The organism is Streptomyces antnestii (assembly GCF_004005495.1).
Lineage (GTDB): Bacteria > Actinomycetota > Actinomycetes > Streptomycetales > Streptomycetaceae > Streptomyces > Streptomyces antnestii.
In genome coordinates, this window is record NZ_RZYA01000017.1 from 49974 (window position 1) to 69680 (window position 19707).

Annotated in this window: 18 protein-coding genes; 6 read left to right on the top strand and 12 right to left on the bottom strand. The window is 71.3% G+C overall.

Annotated elements, in window-relative coordinates:
- Positions 1-107: 107 nt before the first annotated feature.
- The 4 genes from EOT10_RS29135 to EOT10_RS29150 form a co-directional block, all read right to left on the bottom strand.
- Positions 108-506 (bottom strand): (deoxy)nucleoside triphosphate pyrophosphohydrolase, encoded by a 399-nt coding sequence (locus EOT10_RS29135; protein WP_127831341.1) that lies wholly within the window; start codon positions 504-506, stop codon positions 108-110.
- Positions 507-555: 49 nt separating this feature from the next.
- Positions 556-729: an SPOR domain-containing protein gene (locus tag EOT10_RS29140; RefSeq protein WP_127831342.1), complete on the bottom strand. Its 174-nt coding sequence runs from the start codon at positions 727-729 to the stop codon at positions 556-558.
- Between the two features lie 249 nt (positions 730-978).
- A complete protein-coding gene (locus EOT10_RS29145; protein ID WP_127831343.1) occupies positions 979-2667 on the bottom strand; it encodes a purine-cytosine permease family protein in 1689 nt (562 codons plus the stop codon).
- Positions 2668-2865: 198 nt separating this feature from the next.
- Positions 2866-3618 (bottom strand): GntR family transcriptional regulator, encoded by a 753-nt coding sequence (locus EOT10_RS29150; protein WP_127831344.1) that lies wholly within the window; start codon positions 3616-3618, stop codon positions 2866-2868.
- A gap of 242 nt (positions 3619-3860) precedes the next feature.
- On the opposite strand from EOT10_RS29150, the gene EOT10_RS29155 reads away from it, so the two are divergent.
- Positions 3861-6542: a glycosyl hydrolase family 65 domain-containing protein gene (locus EOT10_RS29155; protein WP_223281279.1), complete on the top strand. Its 2682-nt coding sequence runs from the start codon at positions 3861-3863 to the stop codon at positions 6540-6542.
- A 147-nt stretch (positions 6543-6689) separates the two neighbouring features.
- Here EOT10_RS29155 and EOT10_RS29160 read toward each other — a convergent pair whose 3' ends face one another.
- From EOT10_RS29160 to ychF, 5 genes are all read right to left on the bottom strand, one after another.
- Entirely contained in the window at positions 6690-8141 is a 1452-nt protein-coding gene (locus EOT10_RS29160; RefSeq protein WP_127831345.1) for a sodium:solute symporter family protein, read from the bottom strand.
- Positions 8138-8389, bottom strand: coding sequence for a hypothetical protein (locus tag EOT10_RS29165; protein WP_127831346.1), 252 nt, complete (start codon positions 8387-8389; stop codon positions 8138-8140). The genes EOT10_RS29160 and EOT10_RS29165 overlap by 4 nt, the downstream gene beginning before the upstream one ends.
- Positions 8390-8416: 27 nt before the next feature.
- Positions 8417-9877, bottom strand: a complete 1461-nt coding sequence (locus EOT10_RS29170; RefSeq protein ID WP_127831347.1) for an amidase — start codon at positions 9875-9877, stop codon at positions 8417-8419.
- 172 nt (positions 9878-10049) lie between these two features.
- The gene (locus EOT10_RS29175) at positions 10050-11117 is read right to left on the bottom strand and encodes an Lrp/AsnC family transcriptional regulator (RefSeq protein ID WP_223281280.1); all 1068 of its coding nucleotides are present in this window, start codon (positions 11115-11117) and stop codon (positions 10050-10052) included.
- Positions 11118-11316: 199 nt separating this feature from the next.
- A complete protein-coding gene (ychF, locus tag EOT10_RS29180; protein ID WP_127831348.1) occupies positions 11317-12405 on the bottom strand; it encodes a redox-regulated ATPase YchF in 1089 nt (362 codons plus the stop codon).
- Positions 12406-12556: 151 nt separating this feature from the next.
- Between ychF and EOT10_RS29185 the strand changes: the two genes are divergently transcribed.
- Complete coding sequence (locus EOT10_RS29185) at positions 12557-13225, top strand: DUF6542 domain-containing protein (RefSeq protein ID WP_223281281.1); 669 nt, start codon at positions 12557-12559, stop codon at positions 13223-13225.
- A 50-nt stretch (positions 13226-13275) separates the two neighbouring features.
- Here EOT10_RS29185 and ppgK read toward each other — a convergent pair whose 3' ends face one another.
- The gene (gene ppgK, locus EOT10_RS29190) at positions 13276-14031 is read right to left on the bottom strand and encodes a polyphosphate--glucose phosphotransferase (RefSeq protein WP_127831349.1); all 756 of its coding nucleotides are present in this window, start codon (positions 14029-14031) and stop codon (positions 13276-13278) included.
- A 30-nt stretch (positions 14032-14061) separates the two neighbouring features.
- On the bottom strand, positions 14062-15060 hold the full coding sequence (locus tag EOT10_RS29195; protein WP_431313333.1) for a 4-hydroxy-3-methylbut-2-enyl diphosphate reductase: 999 nt from the start codon (positions 15058-15060) through the stop codon (positions 14062-14064).
- Positions 15061-15207: 147 nt separating this feature from the next.
- Here EOT10_RS29195 and EOT10_RS29200 point away from each other — a divergent pair, with 147 nt between their 5' ends.
- From EOT10_RS29200 to EOT10_RS29215, 4 genes are all read left to right on the top strand, one after another.
- A complete protein-coding gene (locus EOT10_RS29200) occupies positions 15208-16593 on the top strand; it encodes an APC family permease (RefSeq protein WP_127831351.1) in 1386 nt (461 codons plus the stop codon).
- A gap of 119 nt (positions 16594-16712) precedes the next feature.
- Complete coding sequence (xseA, locus tag EOT10_RS29205; protein WP_127831352.1) at positions 16713-17993, top strand: exodeoxyribonuclease VII large subunit; 1281 nt, start codon at positions 16713-16715, stop codon at positions 17991-17993.
- Positions 17990-18232, top strand: a complete 243-nt coding sequence (locus EOT10_RS29210; RefSeq protein ID WP_127831353.1) for an exodeoxyribonuclease VII small subunit — start codon at positions 17990-17992, stop codon at positions 18230-18232. The genes xseA and EOT10_RS29210 overlap by 4 nt, the downstream gene beginning before the upstream one ends.
- Before the next feature lie 202 nt (positions 18233-18434).
- Positions 18435-19025, top strand: coding sequence for a malonic semialdehyde reductase (locus tag EOT10_RS29215; protein ID WP_127831354.1), 591 nt, complete (start codon positions 18435-18437; stop codon positions 19023-19025).
- 70 nt (positions 19026-19095) lie between these two features.
- On the opposite strand, the gene EOT10_RS29220 is transcribed toward EOT10_RS29215, so the two are convergent.
- Complete coding sequence (locus tag EOT10_RS29220) at positions 19096-19623, bottom strand: DUF4245 domain-containing protein (RefSeq protein ID WP_127831355.1); 528 nt, start codon at positions 19621-19623, stop codon at positions 19096-19098.
- Between the last annotated feature and the right edge of the window lie 84 nt (positions 19624-19707).

Genomic DNA, 19707 nt, shown 5'->3' on the forward strand with positions numbered 1-19707 from the left:
CACTACCGTCCCGGACGAACACTCCCCGAACGAACGACCGCGCCGGGTCACCGGCGCATCGGGCCTCACCCGTCCGGCATCGGTTCAACGGGGCATCGGTCACCGGCTCAGCGCGGTGCGAGCGCCGCCAGTACCGCACGGACCGCGGGAACGTCCTGGTCCAGCCAGTCCACGGACCAGATCTCGTCGGGGCCGAGCCAGCGCAGCTCGTCGTGGTCCTCCAGGGGGCGCGGCCGGCCTGACAGGCGCCGCGCGGTCCACACCCGCAGCACGTATCCGGGCTTCAGCGGCCACTCCCCCGGTACGCGCTCCACGAGCTCGGCGCCGATGCCGAGCTCCTCGCGCAGTTCCCGCACGAGAGCCCGCTCCGGATCCTCGCCGGGTTCGACCTTGCCGCCGGGCAGTTCCCAGCGGCCGGCGAGCTCGGGGGGCGCACTGCGTCGCGCGGCGAGCAGACGGCCGCTCTCCTGGAGCGCCGCCGCGACGACGACGGTCGGTTCGGTCATATGGCGGAGCCTACGGCTCCGGGCGTGGGGGCCGGCGCGCGGCGCCGGCCTACGCCTGGCCCAGGCGCTCGACCCAGTAGAGCTGCTTGTGCCCGCGGTCGTCGAGGCTGTCCGCTATCTGCTGGGCTTCCGCCCTGGTCGCGTACCTGCCGACGCGATAGCGGTTGCCGTTGTCGTCCTGGCGTATGACGAGCCACGGAAGTGTGGTCGTGCTGTCGCTCATCGCGCCCCTCCGCTCCCCGACCCCGACTCGCACAGCGCCCCGCTTTCTGAGGAAACCCCACTCCGCATATGCCCGAGCGTACGCCTGACCTTCACGCAGCGGATACGGATTGGCACAAAGAGATACGCAACCAGCCAACTCACAGGGGGCGCACTCGGAAGAGTGCGCCCCCTGGACGTTCACTTGGGCATTCCCAGGACGATTCCCTGGGCGTTTCCCTGGGTGTTCTGTGGCCAGTGGCCCCGGCTGTCAGCCCGTACGCACCGTCGGCATCGGCATGAGCACCGGGCCGCTGTGCGGGTCCTTACGGCACACGTCACCGCACTCGGCGTCGAGCGAGCAGCACAGCGAGCAGATCGGCCCCACCTGGACCGGGCAGTCCGCGATGTCGGGCAGTTCGTACGCCGTCTCGCAGACACTGCAGGTGTGGGTCGCCGTGATGTCGGCGACGTCGACACCGGGGCCGTTCACGGGGTTGGGCCTGGCGAGGTAGTACCTGCCCTTGGTGGCCCAGGCGATCAACGGGCAGAGAGTCAGGGCGAGTCCGGCCGCGATGAACGTCGAGAAGGCTTCGGCGTACGCTCCGAACACCCCGAAGAAGGCAACGATCGAGACGGCCGACGCGATCACCATGGCGCCGAAGCCGGCCGGGTTCACGGCGTACAGGTACGCCCGCTTGAACTCGATGTACTTCGGGCTCCAGCCGATCCGCTTGTTGATGACGAGGTCGGCGGCGACGGCCGCGATCCAGGCGATGCCCACGTTCGAGTAGAAGCCGAGCAGCTTGTTCAGGGCCGCGAACATGTTCATCTCCATCAGCGTGAGCGCGATGGCGAGGTTGAGGAAGATGTACCAGACCCGGCCGGGGTGGCGGTGGGTGACGCGGGAGAAGAAGTTCGACCAGGACAGCGAGCCGCTGTAGGCGTTGGTGACGTTGATCTTGATCTGGGAGACGACCACGAAAAGCGCGGCGGCGGGCAGCGCGACGGAGCCGAGCCATGGCTTGAGGGCCTCGACCTGCGGCGCGATGGGTTCGAGGGCGTGGGTCCTGCCGACCGCTTCGAGGGCGACGAAGGCCAGGAGCGCACCGCCGAGCTGCTTGGCGGCGCCGATGATCACCCAGCCGGGCCCGGCCGCGAGAACGGCCAGATTCCACCGCTTCCGGTTCTGCTCGGTCCTGGCCGGCATGAAGCGCAGATAGTCGGCCTGCTCGCCGATCTGCGCGATGAGGGAGAGCGCGACGCCCGTGCCGAGCCCGAAGCCGAGCCAGGAGAACCCGCTGCCCGCCCCCTCGGTGCCGCCGAAGTGCGTGAACGCGCCGAAGGCGCCCGGCGAGTGGAAGGCCAGGATCACGAACGGCAGCACGAGCCCGACGAGCCAGAGCGGCTGCGTCCACGCCTGCACCTTGGCGAGCGCGCCCATGCCGCGGAACACGATCGGGATGACGATGAGGGTCGTCAGCAAGTAGCCCACCGGCAGCGGGAGTCCGACGACCTCGTGCATCGCCTGCGCCATGATCGAGCCTTCGAGCGCGAAGAAGATGAAGGTGAACGAGGCGTAGATGAGGGACGTCAGCGTCGAGCCGAAGTAACCGAAGCCCGCACCCCGGGTGATGAGGTCCATGTCCAGGCCGTACTTGGCGCAGGCCCGGGCGATGGGGATGCCGGTCAGGAAGATGATCGTCGCCGCGCACAGGATCGAGGCGAGCCCGCTGGTGAAGCCGTACGTGAAGACGATGGAGGCGCCGATCGCGAAGTCGGCGAGGTAGGCGATGCCGCCGAGCGCGGTGGACGCGACCATGACCGGGGACCAGCGCCGGTAGGAGTGCGGGGCGTAGCGCAGCGAGAAGTCCTCGCGGCTCTCGTCCGCGGCGAGCCTGGCGTAGCTGCGCCGCGGCGGCGGCGCGGCCTCCGTGTCACGGGTGACCGTGTCCGTCATGGGGGCTCCTGTCGTCCGGCCGGATGCGGGTACGGACGGAAGTTAGGAGCCGTGCATGACAACGCGGGGCGGCCGGTGATTGCGCCGGCGTTACGGGAGGCGTCCGCGGGTTAAGTCGCCGTCACGCACCCCGGACAGGGCGTTCGCGTATCGGTCACCTCACCGGCAGGTGTCTGTCATCTCACCGGCAGGCGTCGGTCATCTCACCGGCAGGTGGTACGCGATCCGGTAGCGGTCGGCGGGGACGACGACGTCCGCCGTCTCGACGGGTCTGCCCGACGCGAAGTACGTGCGCTGGATGACCAGGACGACATGGCCGGGCACCCCGCCGAGCGCCAGGAGTTCCTCGGCGAGGCCGGGGCGGGCGGCGACCTCCTCCGTCACGTTGTCCACGATCACGTCGATGGCGGCCATGCGCTCGACGACGCCGCAGCCGCCGAGAGGGCCCTCCTCGGGGAGCATCACGGGCGTGCGCCCGGTCACCGCGAGGGGTTCCCAGGAGGTGGAGAGCATCATCGCCTCCCCCGCGTCCCGGTAGACGTACTTCGTGCACATCACGCGGTCGCCCGCGCGGATGCCCAGGCGCTCGGCGATGGCGCTGCTCGCCTCGGCCTGCTCGCTGCGGGAGTCCCAGGTGCCGCGCGCCGCATCGTCGGCCTGCTCCTGCCTGAAGGGGGTGGAGCCGCTGGTCGGCCGGTACCCGGAGCGGGCGATGCGTCTGGGGACCGGGGTCTCGCGCACGTAGGTGCCCGATCCGGAGCGCCCCTCGACGAGCCCTTCGGCCATCAGGACCTTGCGCGCCTCCAGGGCGACAGTGTCCGAGACCCCGTACTCCTCGCGGATCCTGGCCTGTGAGGGGAGACGGGTGTGGGGTGGCAGCGATCCATTGACGATCTTCTGCCGAAGATCACCCGCGACGCGCAGATACGCCGGCTGCTCACCGAATGTCACTGGCTGTACTCCCTCTAACCCCGTGGCGATCCGTCAGATTGACAGACAGCAACAGAGTCGCAACCGTGGGTTGTACACCGCAAGCAAAGGCCAAAGAATCACTCGAAGTGATGACAAGTGCCGCGGCAAGCCTTTACGCAGGGACTTTCTCCAGGTAAGCGAATCCTTACACCCCCGCCATCCGTGGGACCTCCGGCGCGGGGCGCCCCGCTCCCGTCCGCGACCGCCCGCATCGTCGGTGCGTGACCCGATCACGACGATCCCCCGCCCGCCTCACCGTCCTCCTCGCCCTCGCGGCACTCGGGGCCTCCCCGGGCGCGGCCCTGGCGACGCCCCGGCCCGGCCCGCCCGCCACGGCACCAACACCGGCACCGGCCGGCAGCTCCACGGTCGCGGGTACAGGCACAGCCGACGCCTGCACCCGTGACCCCGCCTGGGCCCCGGCCACCACCCGGCCCGACCCCGCGAACACCTACCACGCGTACACCGGCAACGGATATCTCGGCGTGCGCGTCCCCCCGTCCGGCGCGGGCTACGCCGAGCCGGGCGACCGGACCGGGTGGCCGCTCTACACGCCGCGCTACGACGGGGCGTTCGCCGCCGGCCTCTACGCGCGCGGGCCGGAGAACACCGCGCACCGCGAGGCCGTCGCCGCGCTGCCGAACTGGACGGCGCTCGACCTGACGGTGGGCGACGAGACGTACGGTCCTGACAGCCGGATCTCTGGCTACCGGCAGACCCTCAGCCTGCGCTGCGGATTCGTCCGTACGTCGCTGACCTGGGAACACAAGGGCGGCCGGCGCACCGACCTGACGTACGACGTGCTGACCGACCGCTCGCACGCGCACACGGGGGCCGTGCGGCTGCGCGTCACGCCGCGCTGGAGCGGCGAGGCGACCGTCACCGACCGGATCGACGGGCGCGGCGCCCGCAGGATCGCCCCGACCGGCGGCGGGCCCGCGGGCAAGCGCACGATGGCGGTGGGTTTCCGCACGGACGGCACCCGCACGGACGGCGTCGTCGCCTCCACGCTGCGCGCCCCCGGCCGCACCCACGCCGCCCGCCCCACCGGCACACTGACGGCCCGCCAGTCGGCTTCCTTCTCCGTCGACTCAGGCCACACGTACACCGTCACCAAGTACATCGGCGTGGACACGGCGCTCACCTCCCGCACCCCGCACGCCTCGGCCGTCGGCGCCTCGCAGCGGGCGGCCGCGGCCGGGTGGGCCGAGCTGACGCGTGAACACACCGCGGCCTGGCGGAAGTTGTGGACGTCGGACATCGAGGTGCCGGACCGGCCCGAGCTCCAGCTCCAGGCGCGCGCCGCCCGGTACGGGCTCCTCTCGTCCGTGCGCGCCGGCGGCCGCGACAGCATCGCGCCCGCCGGGCTCACCAGCGACGCGTACGCGGGCATGGTCTTCTGGGACGCGGAGACGTGGATGTTCCCCGCGCTGCTCGCCGACCGGCCCGACCTGGCGCGCCCCGTCCTCGAATACCGCTACCGCACGCGTGAGGCCGCCGCCGAGAACGCCCGCAAGACGTCGGTCAAGGGCCTCTTCTACCCGTGGACCAGCGCGAGCCGGGGCGCCCTGTGGACGGAGTGCCAGAGCTGGCAGCCGCCGCACTGCGTCACCCAGAACCACCTCCAGGGCGACATCGCGCTCGCCGCCTGGCAGTACTACCTGGCCACGGGCGACCACGCCTGGCTGCGCTCACGCGGCTGGCCGCTGCTCAAGGGCCTTGCCCAGTACTGGAGTTCACGCGTCACGAAGAACGCCGACGGCTCGTACTCCATCAAGGACGTCGCAGGCCCCGACGAGTACAGCAACGGCGTCGACGACGGTGTCTACACCAACGCCGTCGCGGCCACCGCCCTGCGCTCCGCCGCCCGCGCCGCCCGCCTCGTGGGAACGGCTCCCCCGGCGGACTGGACGACGATCGCTGACAGGCTCCGCATCCCCTACGACACCAAGCGCAAGGTCTTCCTCCAGTACGCGGGCTACGACGGGTCGACGATCAAGCAGGCCGACGCGGTCCTGCTGCTGTATCCGCTGGGCTGGAAGCCGATGCCGAAGGGCGCGGCGGCGGCGACCCTCGACTACTACGTCGCGCACACCGACCCGGACGGGCCCGCGATGACGGATTCCGTGCACGCGGTGGCCGCGGCGTCGGCCGGGGAGCCGGGGTGCGCCACGTACACGTTCCTGCGGCGGGCCTCGAAGCCGTTCTTCCGTGGGCCGTTCGGGCTGTTCTCGGAGGCGCGGGGCACGAAGGCGGGGTCGAGTGATCCGCTCGCGGGCACGCCGGCGCAGGACTTCCTGACCGGGAAGGGCGGCTTCCTCCAGGTGTTCACGCACGGCCTGACCGGCCTGCGCCTCCAGGAGGACGCCCTGCGCCTCGACCCGTCGCTGCCGCCCCAGCTCGGCAGGGGTGTGACGCTGCGGGGCCTGACGTGGCGCGGGCGGACGTACGACATCGCGATCGGGCCGCGGCGCACGACGGTCCGGCTGACCGCGGGCGAGCCGTTCCCTGTCGTCACGCCCGCGGGACGCGCCACCGTCGACCGCGGCGGGCTCGTCCTGCGCACCCGCCGCCCGGACCTCGAACCCACCTCCGACCTGGCGCGCTGCCGCCCGGCGAAGGCGACGTCCGAGGAGCCGGGCCTGTACGCGGAAGCGGCCGTGGACGGCAATCCGGTCACCGCCTGGCGCCCGGCGACCGCGCACGCCTCCCTCACGGTCGACCTCGGCCGGTCGCGGCCGCTGTCCGGGGTGGACGTCACGGGCACGCGCGCGTACGCGGTGACGACGTCGGCGGACGGGGCGCACTGGCGGGCCTTCACGCCGGGGCGCGCGGCCCGGTACGTGCGGCTCACCGAGAACGGCGCCAAGCCCGAGCCCGTCAAGGAGTTGAGGGTGAGATAGCCCCTAGGCGACCCGGCCTCTGGGGAGGGCGGAACCCTGGGGAGCGGGACCCGAACCCCGGGGGAACGGAGCATGTGAAAGGCCGCCGGGCGGCGCGCGGCCCCACACCGCGCGCGGCCCGGCGGCCGGTCTGTCGGACCCGGCCGGTCAGCCGGCCTCGGCCGGGACCGGGGTGTTCGCCTCGGCCGGGACCGGGGCGGCGGAGCGGGACCCGGCCACCAGCTGGGCGACGGCCGTGACCACCAGGTTCGCGACGAGGGCGATGAGCCCGGTGTCGAAGGTCCCGACGTCGACGCCGCCGAAGGTGAGCCAGATCAGGACGCCGACGCCGGTCAGGATGCCGAGCAGTGCGGGCACGGCACCCAGGCGGACCTTCTTCGCCAGGCCCATGACGATGGCCGGGGCGAGCTGGGTGAGGCCTCCGTAGGTGAGCAGGAGCAGGTCGGACAGGAGTCCGGGCCTGGTCAGGCCGAGGGTGAGGGCGAGGACCGCGGCGGCGATCACGCACAGGTGGTTGGTGCGCAGCTGGGCGCGTTCGTTGCCGACGCTGAACAGATTGCGGGACAGCAGGCTGGAGATGCCCACGACGATGGCGGCGGACGGCACCATCGCGGCCGAGGCGGCGGCGACCGCGACGACGCCGACGAGCCAGCCGGGCAGGGTCTGGCCGGCGAGGGTCAGGGCGACGGCGTTCGGCGCCGAGCCGGGCTTGACCAGCAGAACTCCGGCGAAGCCGACGATGACGGGGAGGCCGAGGGCGATCTGATAGAGCGGCAGCCAGACCGCGTTGCTGCGCAGGGTGCGTCCGCTGCCGGCGGCGAGCACGGGCGGCCACAGGTGGGGCAGGGTGCCGAGTCCGCCGCCGAGGGCGGAGATGATGACGGCCGTGATGAAGAAGGTGGAGTCGTAGCCTTCCTGATGGAACGTCAGGAGATTCGGGTGGGTGTTCCGTATGGTCTCGAAGAGGCCGCCGATGCCGCCGTGGACGGTGAGCGCGATGCCGACGACCAGGACGACGAGCCCGATGATCATCAGGGCGTCCTTGAGGTAGGCGACGCGGGCGATGCCGCGGATGCCGGACCACAGGACGAAACCGACGGTGAGGACGGTGGCGAGGACCATGCTCAGGTTGCCGCCCGTGCGGCTGCCGGTGGCGAGCTGCACGATCAGGCCGAGGCCGGTGATCTGGAGCTGGAGGTAGGGCAGCAGGAAGACGGCGCCGACGACGGCGACGACCTTGCCGAGCAGGGGGCTGCGGAAGCGGTCGGCGAGGTAGTCGGCCTGCGTCAGGTAGCCGCCCTTGCGGCCCAGTTCACGCATCCGGGGCGTGGTGAAGTACTGCAGGGTGAAGTTGATCGAGAGGTAGCAGAGCGCGAAGGCGGCGGCGACGCCTCCGCCGAAGGCGATGCCGGCGAGACCGAGGAAGCTGAAGGTCGTGAACGCCTCGCCCGCCTGGAGGAACCAGGTGGTGAATGTGGAGAACTTGCGCTTCCCCACGGTCCATTCGCCGAATTCGCCGCGGCTCGGCCTGCGCCCGGTCATACCGACGACGGCGATGGTGACGATGCCGACCAGAGTGATGGCCATGGTGGTGTTCATGCGGCGGCCTCCTCGTACGGGGTGTGCGCCTCGTGGTCGTCGTCCTCGTCCTCGTCCTCGTCGGTGTGGTGGACGAGGTGTTCGACGAGCGCGAGCGACGCCGTCGTACCCGCCGTCCAGATCAGGCACCAGGCGAGGACCGAGGGGATGCCGAACCAGAGGTGCGGGCCGTTCACGAAGGGCAGGAACGGTGTGCTGAGGAAAGCCACTACGGGCACTACGGCCCAGAGCGCGTGCGGTTTTCTCATCGGGGCTCCATTCGGGGCTCCATACGGCTACGGGAGGGAGGGGCGGCGGCGTCCGTGCCCGGTGGCGGCCTCGTAGGCGGCACCGGTCTCGAGCACGGTCCTCTCGGCGCGGGGCGGACCCACGATCTGAAGGCCGACGGGAAGCCCGGCATGGGTGAAACCGGCGGGGACGGAGAGGGCGGGTGAGCCCAGAACGGTGACGAAGTACGCGGAGCGCATCCAGTCGAGGTAGGTGTGCTGCGGCTGTCCGTCGATGTCGGTGGGGTATTCCGACTCGACGGCGAACGGGGTGACCTGGCTGACCGGGGCGATCAGCACGTCGTACCGCTGGAAGAAGGCGGTGGCGGCGAGGTGGATACGGGCGTGCCCGGTGCGGGCGCGGACGAGGTCGGCGCCGGTCAGCCGGCGGCCCTCCTCGATGTTCCAGACGAGGCTGGGCTTCAGGGACGCGCGGTCGCTGTCGAGCAGCGCGCCGAGACCGTGGTTGAACTCCTGGGCGCGCAGCGTGCGGAACACGTCCTCGGCGCCGTCCAGGTCGGGGCAGTCCTCGGTGACGACGCAGCCGAGGTCCTCGAAGACCCTGGCCTGACGCTCGACGACGTCACGCACGTCGCGGGCGACGGGGACCCGGCCGCCGAGGTCGGGGGCGAACGCCACGCGAAGGCCGGCGATGTCCCGCCCGAGCGGTGCGCGGAAGCCGGCGCCGGGCTCGTCGAGCGAGATCGGGACGCGCGGGTCGGGCCCGGCCATGACGGACAGCAGCAGCGCGGTGTCGGCGACGGTGCGCCCCATGGGCCCGGCGACGCCCATGGTGTCCCACAGGTTGCCGGCGGGGTGCGAGGGGACGCGGCCGGGGGTGGGGCGCAGGCCGACGACGTTGCAGAAGGACGCCGGGTTGCGCAGCGAGCCGCCCATGTCGCTGCCGTCGGCGATGGGCTGGAACCCGGCGGCGAGCGAGGCCGCGGCCCCACCACTGCTGCCCCCCGCGGACCGTGCCCTGTCGTACGGGTTCCTGGTCGCCCCGAACACGCGGTTGAACGTGTGCGAACCGGCCGCGAACTCGGGGACGTTCGTCTTGCCGATCCGGATGGCGCCCGCGCCCTGGATGCGCCGCACGAGGAGCTCGTCCTCGTCGGGGACGTGCTCGGCGAAGAGGGGCGAGCCGTGCGTGGTGCGCATGCCGCGGGTGGCGTGGGTGTCCTTGAAGGCGATGGGCAGTCCGTGCAGCGGCCCCAGGTCCTCGCCGCGCGCCTGCCGCTCGTCGGCGGCCGCGGCGGCGGCCAGCGCGCCCTCGGGGTCCAGGGTGACGATCGCGTTGACGGCGGGGTTGTGCCGTTCGATGCGGTCGAGGTGGGCCTGGACGACCTCGCGCGCCGAGAGCTCGCCGCCGCGGATGCGGGCCGCGAGGTCGACGGCGTCGAGTGAGCAGAGCTCGTCCGACGTGCGCGCGGCGGGGCTGGTCTCGACGGGGCCGGGGGCAACGGTCATGGCAGTCCTAGGGCAGTGCAGGCACGGAGGGCGTCACCGCGATGGGCCGGCCGGGGCCGGGGCGCGACGCGTGTGGTGCACCACACTGGAGCTGCTGACCTTTTCAGTCAACACTTTGGGCTATATGAATTTTTAAGACGCTAGCTCACTAACGCTGAAGATTTCAGTCGTGTTACGCAGCGTGGCTGGAACTGGGAAACTCGACACCGCTGCGCTTGAAGGCATCGACGACCAGATGGGACTGCACGGCCTCCACGTGCCGCACCCACGGCGCGGACGTCAGGAACTCGTGCAGCGCGGCCTTCGACGGCTGCGTCACGTCGACCAGGAGCTGGTGCTCCCCCATCACGACGGCCGCGTACCGCACGAGCGGCGACTCCACGAGCAGCCGGCCCACCTTCTCGACCTCGTCGGGCCGGGTCCTGATCCACAGGAGCGCCTCGACCGGCAGACCGAGCAGCGCGGGCTCGACGACGGCCCGGATACTCACGACTCCTTCCCGCGTCAGCATCTCCACACGGCGGCGCGCGGTGGCCACGGACATCCCGGCGACGGCCGCCAGGTCCTCGTGCGTACGCCGCCCGTCCTCGGCGAGCGCCCCCAGGATCGCCAGCTCCTCGGGCCCGACCTCCACGTCCGGCGGAACAGGTTCTCCCACGGTCCCGGACGGCCCGCCGAGCGCCTCGACCTCCCCGGCGTCCAGGATCCCGGGCGACCACTCGTGCACCGTCCGGAAATACCGCAGCACCGGCGACACGCTCTGCGAGACGAGGCCCGGCAGCGCCGGCACCTCGTCCAGCATCAACGGCCCCAACCGCCCCGGCGGACACTGCAGTTCGGCCACACAGTCGACAGGGCCGGCGAGCGCGTACGAGAAGATGCAGTCCGCGCGCCGCGCCGCCGCCACAGCGGCGTCCCGCACCGTGCCCGGCCGGCACGTCATCCGCAGGATCACGGTCTCGCCCCGCATGACGAGCCCCCGCACGGCGACGTCCCCGCTCTCCAGCAACCGCAGCCCCCGCCGCGCCACCTTCCGCTCCGGCTCCCCCAGCGCCCCAGCGATCCGCCGCCACGAGGCCCGCCCGTCGATCTGCAGCGCGGCGACGATCCGCCGGTCCAGCGCGTCAAGAGCCCCGGCACCGGGAACGAGGGGCACCCCCGGATGCGTGGACGGCCGCAGAGCGGGTCCTCCGGCCGGTCGTACGGAGGCGGTCAGGTGGTCCGGTACAGGGTGCGTCACGGAACGACCCTAACGATGCGGGAGCCGCGACCGTCGGCCACCGCCCGGATCCTGGCCCGCCCACGCTGCCCCCCGTCCGCCGGCAGGCCCCGCTGCCTTCCCACACCGCCGGGTCGCCGGCGCGGGAAAGACCAAGGGCCCGACTCCGAAGAGCCGGACCCTCTCTGACCTGCACGTCTGCCAGGTCATCGGCGTGGTGTCAGACGTTGAACCTGAACTCCACCACGTCCCCGTCCTGCATCACGTAGTCCTTGCCTTCCATGCGGGCCTTGCCCTTGGCTCGGGCCTCTGCGACCGAGCCGGCTTCCATCAGGTCGCCGAAGGAGATGACCTCCGCCTTGATGAAGCCCTTCTGGAAGTCGGTGTGGATGACACCGGCCGCCTCGGGGGCCGTGGCGCCCTTCTTGATCGTCCAGGCGCGCGTTTCCTTCGGGCCCGCCGTCAGGTACGTCTGGAGGCCGAGGGTGTCGAAGCCGACGCGGCCGAGCGTGGCCAGGCCGGGCTCTTCCTGGCCCATCGACTGGAGGAGCTCGAGCGCCTCGTCGTCGTCGAGCTCGATCAGCTCGGACTCGATCTTCGCATTGAGGAAGATCGCCTCGGCGGGGGCCACCAGCGCGCGCTGCTCGTTCTTGAAGTCCTCGTCGACCAGCTCGTCCTCGTCCACGTTGAACACGTAGAGGAAGGGCTTCGTGGTGAGGAGGTGGAGCTCGTGGAGGAGGTCGCCCTGCTCGGTGCCCTTGGTGATGCCCGCGGAGAACAGGGTCTGGCCCGACTCCAGGATCTTCTGGGCCTTCTCGACCGCCGCCAGGACGTGGACCTTCTCCTTCTGGAGACGGGACTCCTTCTGGAGGCGGGGGACCTGCTTCTCGACGGACTGGAGGTCCGCGAGGATCAGCTCGGTGTTGATCGTCTCGATGTCGTCCTTGGGCGAGACCTTGCCGTCGACGTGCACGACGTTCTCGTCCTTGAAGGCGCGGATGACCTGGCAGATCGCGTCCGACTCGCGGATGTTCGCGAGGAACTTGTTGCCCAGGCCCTCACCCTCGGAGGCGCCGCGCACGATGCCGGCGATGTCGACGAAGTCGACCGTCGCCGGGAGCAGCTTCTGGGAGTTGAAGACCTCGGCGAGCTGAGCGAGGCGGGGGTCGGGGACGCCGACCACGCCCACGTTCGGCTCGATCGTGGCGAACGGGTAGTTGGCCGCCAGCACGTCGTTCTTGGTCAGGGCGTTGAACAGGGTCGACTTGCCGACATTCGGCAGACCGACGATTCCGATCGTGAGCGACACGTTGCGACTTCCCGTACGTGAGGATGGAGGGCACCCCAGTCTACGGCGTGCCGGGCCACCCCCCGGGCGACGTATCGAACGCTTGGCCAAGGTCGGCCAAACCGCGTGTCCCGCGACCTATTCCACACATAACCCGACCTAAGTTGGTGGGGTGGAACAACCCCGCCGCACGCCGCCGCGCCCCCCGCAGAACCGGCCCCGCCGCACGCCGCCGCTCCCGCCGCAGGCGACCGGCCCGGGTTCCGGCTCCGGTTCCGGTTCACGCCCCGGCACCGTCTACCGGGCGTCCGGCAAGCGCGGCGGCAAGGCGCCGCGCCCCGTCTCACCGCTCGTCCTCACGCTGCGCCGCTTCCCGAACCCCCGCCTCACCGGCCTCGGCAGCGGGCTGTTCTGCGCCGCCACGATGCTGGCGCTCGCCTTCCTGGACGCTCTGCTGTTCGACGGCTCGATCGGCGTGTACGGGGTCCTGTTCGTGCTGGTCAGCGCGCTCACCGCGATGTGGGTGCGGCGGGCCGACCTGGTGACCGCGCCCGTCGCCGTACCGATCGCCTTCGCCGTCGGGATCCTGCCCGTGGCCGACGGCTCGGGCGGGCTCGGCGGGCAGCTGATGGGCCTGGTCACAGCCCTGGCCATGCACGCGGGCTGGCTGTACGGCGGCACGCTCGTCGCCGGGCTCGTCGTCACCGTCCGTGGCGTTCGCCACATGGCGCGCCGCGCGGCACGCCGGCGCTCCCTGGCTCTGGCCCGGGCCGGCTCCCCCTCGGGGACGGACCCGGCGACGGCCACCTCCGCTCCCCACCCCCGACGCCGCACGGCGTAGGCGTAGGCGTAGGCGTAGGCGTAGGCGTGAACGTCGCTCGGGGCACGCTGTCAGTGCGCCGACCGCCGCTGCGCCGTCATCGCCGCGCCCACGATCCCCGCGTTGTTCTGGAGCTGGGCCGGGGCGATCTCCGCCTTGATGTGCTTGATCAGCGGCAGGAACCTGTCGGCCTTGCGGCTGACGCCGCCGCCGATGATGAAGAGTTCCGGCGAGAACAGCATCTCGACGTGCGCCAGGTACTTCTGGACGCGGTGCGCCCAGTGCTCCCAGCTCAGGCCGTGGTCGTCCTTCGCCTTCGTCGAGGCGTGCTTCTCGGCGTCGTGGCCGTGCAGCTCCAGATGGCCGAGCTCGGTGTTCGGGACGAGTTCCCCGTCGACGAAGAGGGCGCTGCCGATGCCCGTACCGAACGTGAGGAGCAGGACCGTGCCCCGGCGGCCGCGGCCCGCGCCGAAGTGCATCTCGGCGACGCCCGCCGCGTCCGCGTCGTTGAGGACCGTCACGGGGAGCCCGTCGAGCCGCTCGCTCAGGAGGGCGCGGGCGTCGACGTCGATCCATGACTTGTCGACATTGGCCGCCGTACGGATCGTGGCCCCGCCGTTCACGACACCGGGGAACGTGATGCCGACCCGGTCGGGCCGCTCACCGAAGTGCTCCACGACCTGCCTGACCCCGTCGGCCACGCCATCGGGCGTGGCCGGGTTCGGGGTCAGGACCTTGTACCGCTCCTGTGCCAGGTCTCCGCGGTCCAGGTCAACGGGAGCGCCCTTGATCCCTGATCCGCCGATGTCCACACCGAAGATCTGCATGGGCACCACCGTACGACGAGCGGCTCGACGTCACTTCTCGGCGGAGTCGTCCCGGGTGAGGGCCGCGGCCTCCGCGCGCAGGTCACGGCGGAGTTCCTTCGGCAGCGAGAAGGTGATGGACTCCTCGGCCGCCTTGACGATCTCCACGTCCGCGTAGCCGCGCTGCGACAGCCATTCGAGGACCTCCTCGACGAGGACCTCGGGGACGGACGCGCCGGAGGTGACGCCGACGGTGGTCACGCCCTCCAGCCAGGCCTCCTCGATCTCCGACGCGAAGTCGACGAGGTACGCGGCGCGGGAACCGGCGAGCTTGGCGACCTCGACGAGGCGCTTGGAGTTCGACGAGTTGCGGGACCCGACGACGATCACGAGGTCCGCCTCGGCGCCCATCTGCTTCACGGCGAGCTGACGGTTCTGCGTGGCGTAGCAGATGTCGTCGCTGGGGGGCGAGATGAGCTGCGGGAACTTCTCCTTGAGGGCGTCGACCGTCTCCATGGTCTCGTCCACGGAGAGCGTGGTCTGGGAGAGCCAGACGACCCTGGAGGGGTCGCGGACCTCGACCTTGGCGACGTCCTCGGGGCCGTCGACCAGCGTGATGTGGTCCGGGGCCTCGCCCGAGGTGCCGATGACCTCCTCGTGGCCCTCGTGGCCGATGAGCAGGATGTCGAAGTCCTCGTTCGCGAAGCGCACGGCTTCCTTGTGGACCTTGGTCACGAGCGGGCAGGTCGCGTCGATGGTGGCGAGCTTGCCGGCGGCGGCCTCGTCGTGGACGACGGGCGCGACGCCGTGCGCCGAGAACATCACGATGGAGCCCTCGGGCACCTCCTCCGTCTGCTCGACGAAGATGGCGCCCTTCCGCTCCAGGGTCTGCACGACGAACTTGTTGTGGACGATCTCGTGGCGGACGTAGATCGGGGCCCCGTACTGCTCGAGGGCCTTCTCGACGGCGATCACGGCACGGTCCACACCGGCGCAGTAGCCCCGGGGGGCGGCGAGCAGGACGCGGCGGGAGCCAGTCGTAGCAGTCATGCCCACCATCGTAAGGCCGCGCCCAACAGGTCAAAGATCCCCCACTTGGGGAGACTGAAGGCCCGTGCGAAACAACGTACGAAACAACGTGTACGAAACAACGTGCAAGACAACGTGCGAGACAAGTGCGCGACAGACGGAGGCTCGATGGCCGCCCACACCGCTCCACCCGCCGAGCAGGAGGAAGACGGGCTGCGGCGCAGCCTCGGCTTCCGGGACCTCGTGGTCTACGGGCTCCTGTTCATCGCCCCGATGGCGCCGGTCGGCGTGTTCGGCACCCTCGACGCGAAGTCGCACGGCGCGGTCGCGCTCGTCTACGTCGTCGCCACGGTCGCCATGGCGTTCACGGCGTTCAGCTACGCCCAGATGGTGCGGGTCGCGCCGAAGGCGGGCTCGGTCTTCACCTACGCGCGCGTGGGGCTCGGCGAGGGGCCCGGGTTCATCGCCGGGTGGATGGCGATGCTCGACTACCTCCTCATCCCGGCGGTCGCCTATCTCTTCTCGGGGATCGCAATGAACGCCCTGGTCCCGTCCGTGTCCCGGTGGGTGTGGACGGCGCTCGCCGTGGTCGTCACGACGCTCCTGAATCTGTGGGGCGTGCGGGCGGCCGCGCGGGTGGGCTTCGCCGTCCTTGCGATGGAGATCGGGGTGCTGCTCGTGTTCATGGGCTCCGCGATCGTCGTACTCGTACGGGACGGGGCGCAGCGCGGCTGGCTGTCGCCGCTGACGGGGGACGGGTCGCGGGGCGCGTTCGAGCTGTCGGCGGTCGTCGGGGCGGTGTCCGTGGCGGTGCTCTCCTATCTGGGCTTCGACGCGATCGTGTCGTTCGCGGAGGAGGTGACGGGCGGCTCGGCGAAGGTGGCGCGTGCGGTGCTGTTCTGTCTGGCGCTCGCGGGGGTGCTGTTCATCGCGCAGACGTATCTCGTGGCGCTCCTCGAACCCGTGTCGTCGGCGCAGCTCGCTGCGGAGCCGGTCAAGCAGGGGTCCGCCTTCTACGACGCGATCGACGTGTCGGTCGGCGGGTGGCTGCACGACCTGGTGGCGGTCAGCAAGGCGATCGGCGCGGCGTTCGCGGCGCTGGCCGGGCAGGCGGCGGCCGGGCGGCTGCTGTTCGCGATGGCGCGCGACCGCCGGCTGCCGAAGGCGCTGTCGCGGACCGACGCCGGTGTCCCGCGGGTCGCGCTGCTGTCCGCGGCGGTGATCACGCTGGTCGCGGCGGTCTGGGCGGCCCGCCGCGACAACGGCCTCGACCAGCTGGTCTCGGTGGTCGACATCGGCGCTCTCACGGCGTTCGTGCTGCTGCACGCGAGCGTGGTGGGCTGGTTCGTGGTGCGGCGCGGCTCCGGCGCGTTCAGCTGGTGGCGTCATGTGCTCGCCCCGGTCCTCGGCGCGGCCATCACGGTCGCGGTGATCGTGGAGGCGTCGGGCACGGCCCAGGTGGTCGGCGCGATCTGGCTGGGGGTGGGTCTGGTCGTGGTGGTGGCGCAGCGGGGGCGGCGGGCGGGGGCGGAAACGGGGGCACGGGTGGGGTAGGCGCGGCGAGGGCGGGGGTCGGGGCGGTGAGGGCGGGGGCTGGAGCGCAGGGGCGGCGCGGGCGGGGAGGGGCCGTCGTTCGGGCGGCACTGTCCGAAGTGGCCGCTACGCTCACCGGCATGGCTGTGAATACGTCCGCGGACGCCCCGCTGCCCGTCGGGGAGGTGTCGCGGCTCATCGGGCGCTGGATCGACCGGCTGGGTGCCGTGTGGGTCGAGGGGCAGATCACCCAGCTGTCCCGGCGGCCCGGTGCCGGTGTCGTGTTCCTGACGCTGCGCGACCCGTCGCACGACATCTCGGTCGGCGTCACCTGCTACCGGCAGGTGTTCGACGCGGTCGCGGACGTCGTGAGTGAGGGCGCGCGCGTCGTCGTCCAGGCGAAGCCGGAGTGGTACGCGCCGCGCGGCCAGCTGTCGCTGCGGGCATCCGAGATCAGACCGGTCGGGGTCGGTGAACTGCTCGCCAGGCTGGAGCAGTTGAAGAAGTCACTCGCCGGTGAGGGACTCTTCGCACCGGAGCGCAAGAAGACGCTGCCGTTCCTGCCGCAGCTCATCGGGCTCGTGTGCGGGCGCGCCTCGGCCGCCGAGCGCGACGTCCTGGAGAACGCGCGGCATCGCTGGCCCGCCGTCCGCTTCGAGGTGCGCAACGTACCGGTGCAGGGCGTGCACGCCGTGCCGCAGGTCGTGCAGGCGGTCAAGGAGCTGGACGCGCTCGACGACGTCGACGTGATCATCGTGGCGCGCGGCGGCGGCAGCGTGGAGGATCTGCTGCCGTTCTCGGACGAGCAGCTGGTCCGGGCCGTGGCCGCCTGCCGTACGCCCGTGGTCTCGGCGATCGGCCACGAGCCCGACACCCCGCTCCTCGACTATGTGGCCGACCTGCGGGCGTCCACGCCGACCGACGCGGCCAAGAAGGTCGTGCCGGACGTCGGCGAGGAGTACGAGCGGGTGCAGTGGCTGCGGGACCGGGCGCGGCGCAGCGTCGAGGCGTTCGTGGACCGGGAGGAGCGCGGGCTCCGGCACGCGCTGGCCCGGCCGGTCATGGAGGATCCGCACCGCATGATCGAGGTGCGCGAGGAGCAGGTGACGGCGCTTGCCGACCGCGGCCGCCGCACGCTCGGCCATCTCCTCGACCGCGCCGCGTCGGAGCTGTCGCACACGCACGCGCGCGTGGTGGCCCTGTCCCCCGCCGCGACCCTCAAGCGGGGGTACGCGGTGCTGCAGAAGGCCGACGGGGACGTCGTGCGCGCCGCGGACGAGGTGACGGCGGACGAGGTGCTGCGGGCGCGGGTCGCCGAGGGCGAATTCACGGTACGGGTCGAGAACGTACCGGCCGAGAACGTACCGGTCGGGAACGAGAACGTCGGCAACGAGAACGTCGGGAACCAGGAGAGCGCATGACCACCACGAAGACCGACGAGGCCGGGCTCGGCTACGAGCAGGCACGGGACGAGCTGATCGAGGTCGTCCGGCGCCTCGAGGCGGGCGGCACGTCGCTCGAGGAGTCGCTGGCGTTGTGGGAGCGGGGCGAGGAGCTGGCCAAGGTGTGCCGGCGCTGGCTGGACGGGGCGCGGGCGCGCCTGGACGCGGCACTCTCCGAGGAGGCGGCCGAAGAGGGCGAAGGCGGCGCGGAGGACTGAGGAAGGACCGAGGGAGGACCGAGCGAGGACCGAGGGGGCCCCGTCACCTGCGGCGCAGCCGTGTGAACAGGACCACAACCGCTTTGGTTGAAAGTTGAACTTCACCGACGTACTGTGGTGTGCGTCGGGTGATTCGGACCGGGACGCACCGGAACGGACCGGATCACCACAGCCACCCCTCGTCGCACCAGAAGGTTGATCCATGTCTCTCGTTCTTGACCCCGCCGCCCAGGACCTGCTGTTCCGCGAGGCCCGCACCGCGAACACGTTCACCGACGAGCCGGTGACCGACGAGCAGATCCAGGCGATCTACGACCTGGTCAAGTTCGGCCCGACCGCCTTCAACCAGTCGCCGCTGCGCATCACGCTGGTCCGCTCCCCCGAGGCCCGTGAGCGCCTCGTGGGCCTCATGGCCGAGGGCAACCAGCCGAAGACGGCCGCCGCCCCGCTGGTCGCGATCCTCTCCGCGGACAACGAGTTCCACGAGGAGCTCCCCGCGCTGTTCCCGCACTTCCCGCAGGCCAAGGACGTCTTCTTCGCCGAGCGTCCCGTCCGTGAGGGCGCCGCCGCGATGAACGCCACCCTGCAGGCCGCCTACTTCATCATCGGCGTCCGCGCCGCCGGCCTGGCCGCCGGTCCGATGACGGGCCTCGACTTCGCCGGCGTCCAGAAGGAGTTCCTGGACGACGACCACACCCCGCTGATGGTCATCAACATCGGCAAGCCGGGCGACGACGCCTGGTTCCCGCGCTCCCCGCGCCTGGAGCTCGACCAGGTCATCACCACGGTCTGAGTGCTCCCACGCACACACGACAGGAAGGGCCCCCGGCAGCAGCCGGGGGCCCTTCCTGTGCCGTGCCGCGCTACTTCGTGCGCAGCGCCTCCGCCATCTTCGTCAGCTGCGCGAAGGACGCGGTGCCGGTGACCACGGTCGTCGACTTGTCGCCCTTGAGCACGAGGGCCTTGTAGTCGTACTCGCCGCCCTTGTACCGCCGCCACGTCTCGCCGCCGATGCGCTGCGTCGCGCTGGTCGCGGTGGCGCCCTGGCTGGCCCGGTCGATGAAGGTCACGGGCTTCTCCGTGGACTGCTCGATCCCCACGTACTGGCCCTCGGGGTCGTGGAAGCCGAGGTGCCACGTGTCGAAGTTCGACCCGTCGTACCGCACCGACGTCGGCTTCCAGGACTTCGTGAGCCCCTCGGGGGCCGCCACGGGGTACGCCGCTGCGCGCCGCGCCGTCAGCAGCTCCACGCGGTAGTCCACGCGCTTCACCGGCGGGTCGCCGGATTCGTCGTGCGGGACGAACATGTAGATGCAGCCCGCCGCGAGCACGGTCGCGCCCATCGAGAGGACCAGACTTCCCACGGTCTTCTTGCCCTTGGTACCTGCCACGCCCCCATCGTCGCAGGTACGCGAGCGATCACCCGCACGAGGGCCCGGTCTGCTCAAACGTGGGGCGGTCTGCTCATTTTGTCG

Coding starts and splice junctions, on each gene's coding strand:
- EOT10_RS29135 (WP_127831341.1), bottom strand. CDS start 506: ATGACCGAACCGACCGTCGTCGTCGCGGCGGCGCTCCAGGAGAGCGGC.
- EOT10_RS29140 (WP_127831342.1), bottom strand. CDS start 729: ATGAGCGACAGCACGACCACACTTCCGTGGCTCGTCATACGCCAGGAC.
- EOT10_RS29145 (WP_127831343.1), bottom strand. CDS start 2,667: ATGACGGACACGGTCACCCGTGACACGGAGGCCGCGCCGCCGCCGCGG.
- EOT10_RS29160 (WP_127831345.1), bottom strand. CDS start 8,141: ATGAACACCACCATGGCCATCACTCTGGTCGGCATCGTCACCATCGCC.
- EOT10_RS29165 (WP_127831346.1), bottom strand. CDS start 8,389: ATGAGAAAACCGCACGCGCTCTGGGCCGTAGTGCCCGTAGTGGCTTTC.
- EOT10_RS29170 (WP_127831347.1), bottom strand. CDS start 9,877: ATGACCGTTGCCCCCGGCCCCGTCGAGACCAGCCCCGCCGCGCGCACG.
- ppgK (WP_127831349.1), bottom strand. CDS start 14,031: ATGCAGATCTTCGGTGTGGACATCGGCGGATCAGGGATCAAGGGCGCT.
- EOT10_RS29195 (WP_431313333.1), bottom strand. CDS start 15,060: ATGACTGCTACGACTGGCTCCCGCCGCGTCCTGCTCGCCGCCCCCCGG.
- EOT10_RS29200 (WP_127831351.1), top strand. CDS start 15,208: ATGGCCGCCCACACCGCTCCACCCGCCGAGCAGGAGGAAGACGGGCTG.
- xseA (WP_127831352.1), top strand. CDS start 16,713: ATGGCTGTGAATACGTCCGCGGACGCCCCGCTGCCCGTCGGGGAGGTG.
- EOT10_RS29210 (WP_127831353.1), top strand. CDS start 17,990: ATGACCACCACGAAGACCGACGAGGCCGGGCTCGGCTACGAGCAGGCA.
- EOT10_RS29215 (WP_127831354.1), top strand. CDS start 18,435: ATGTCTCTCGTTCTTGACCCCGCCGCCCAGGACCTGCTGTTCCGCGAG.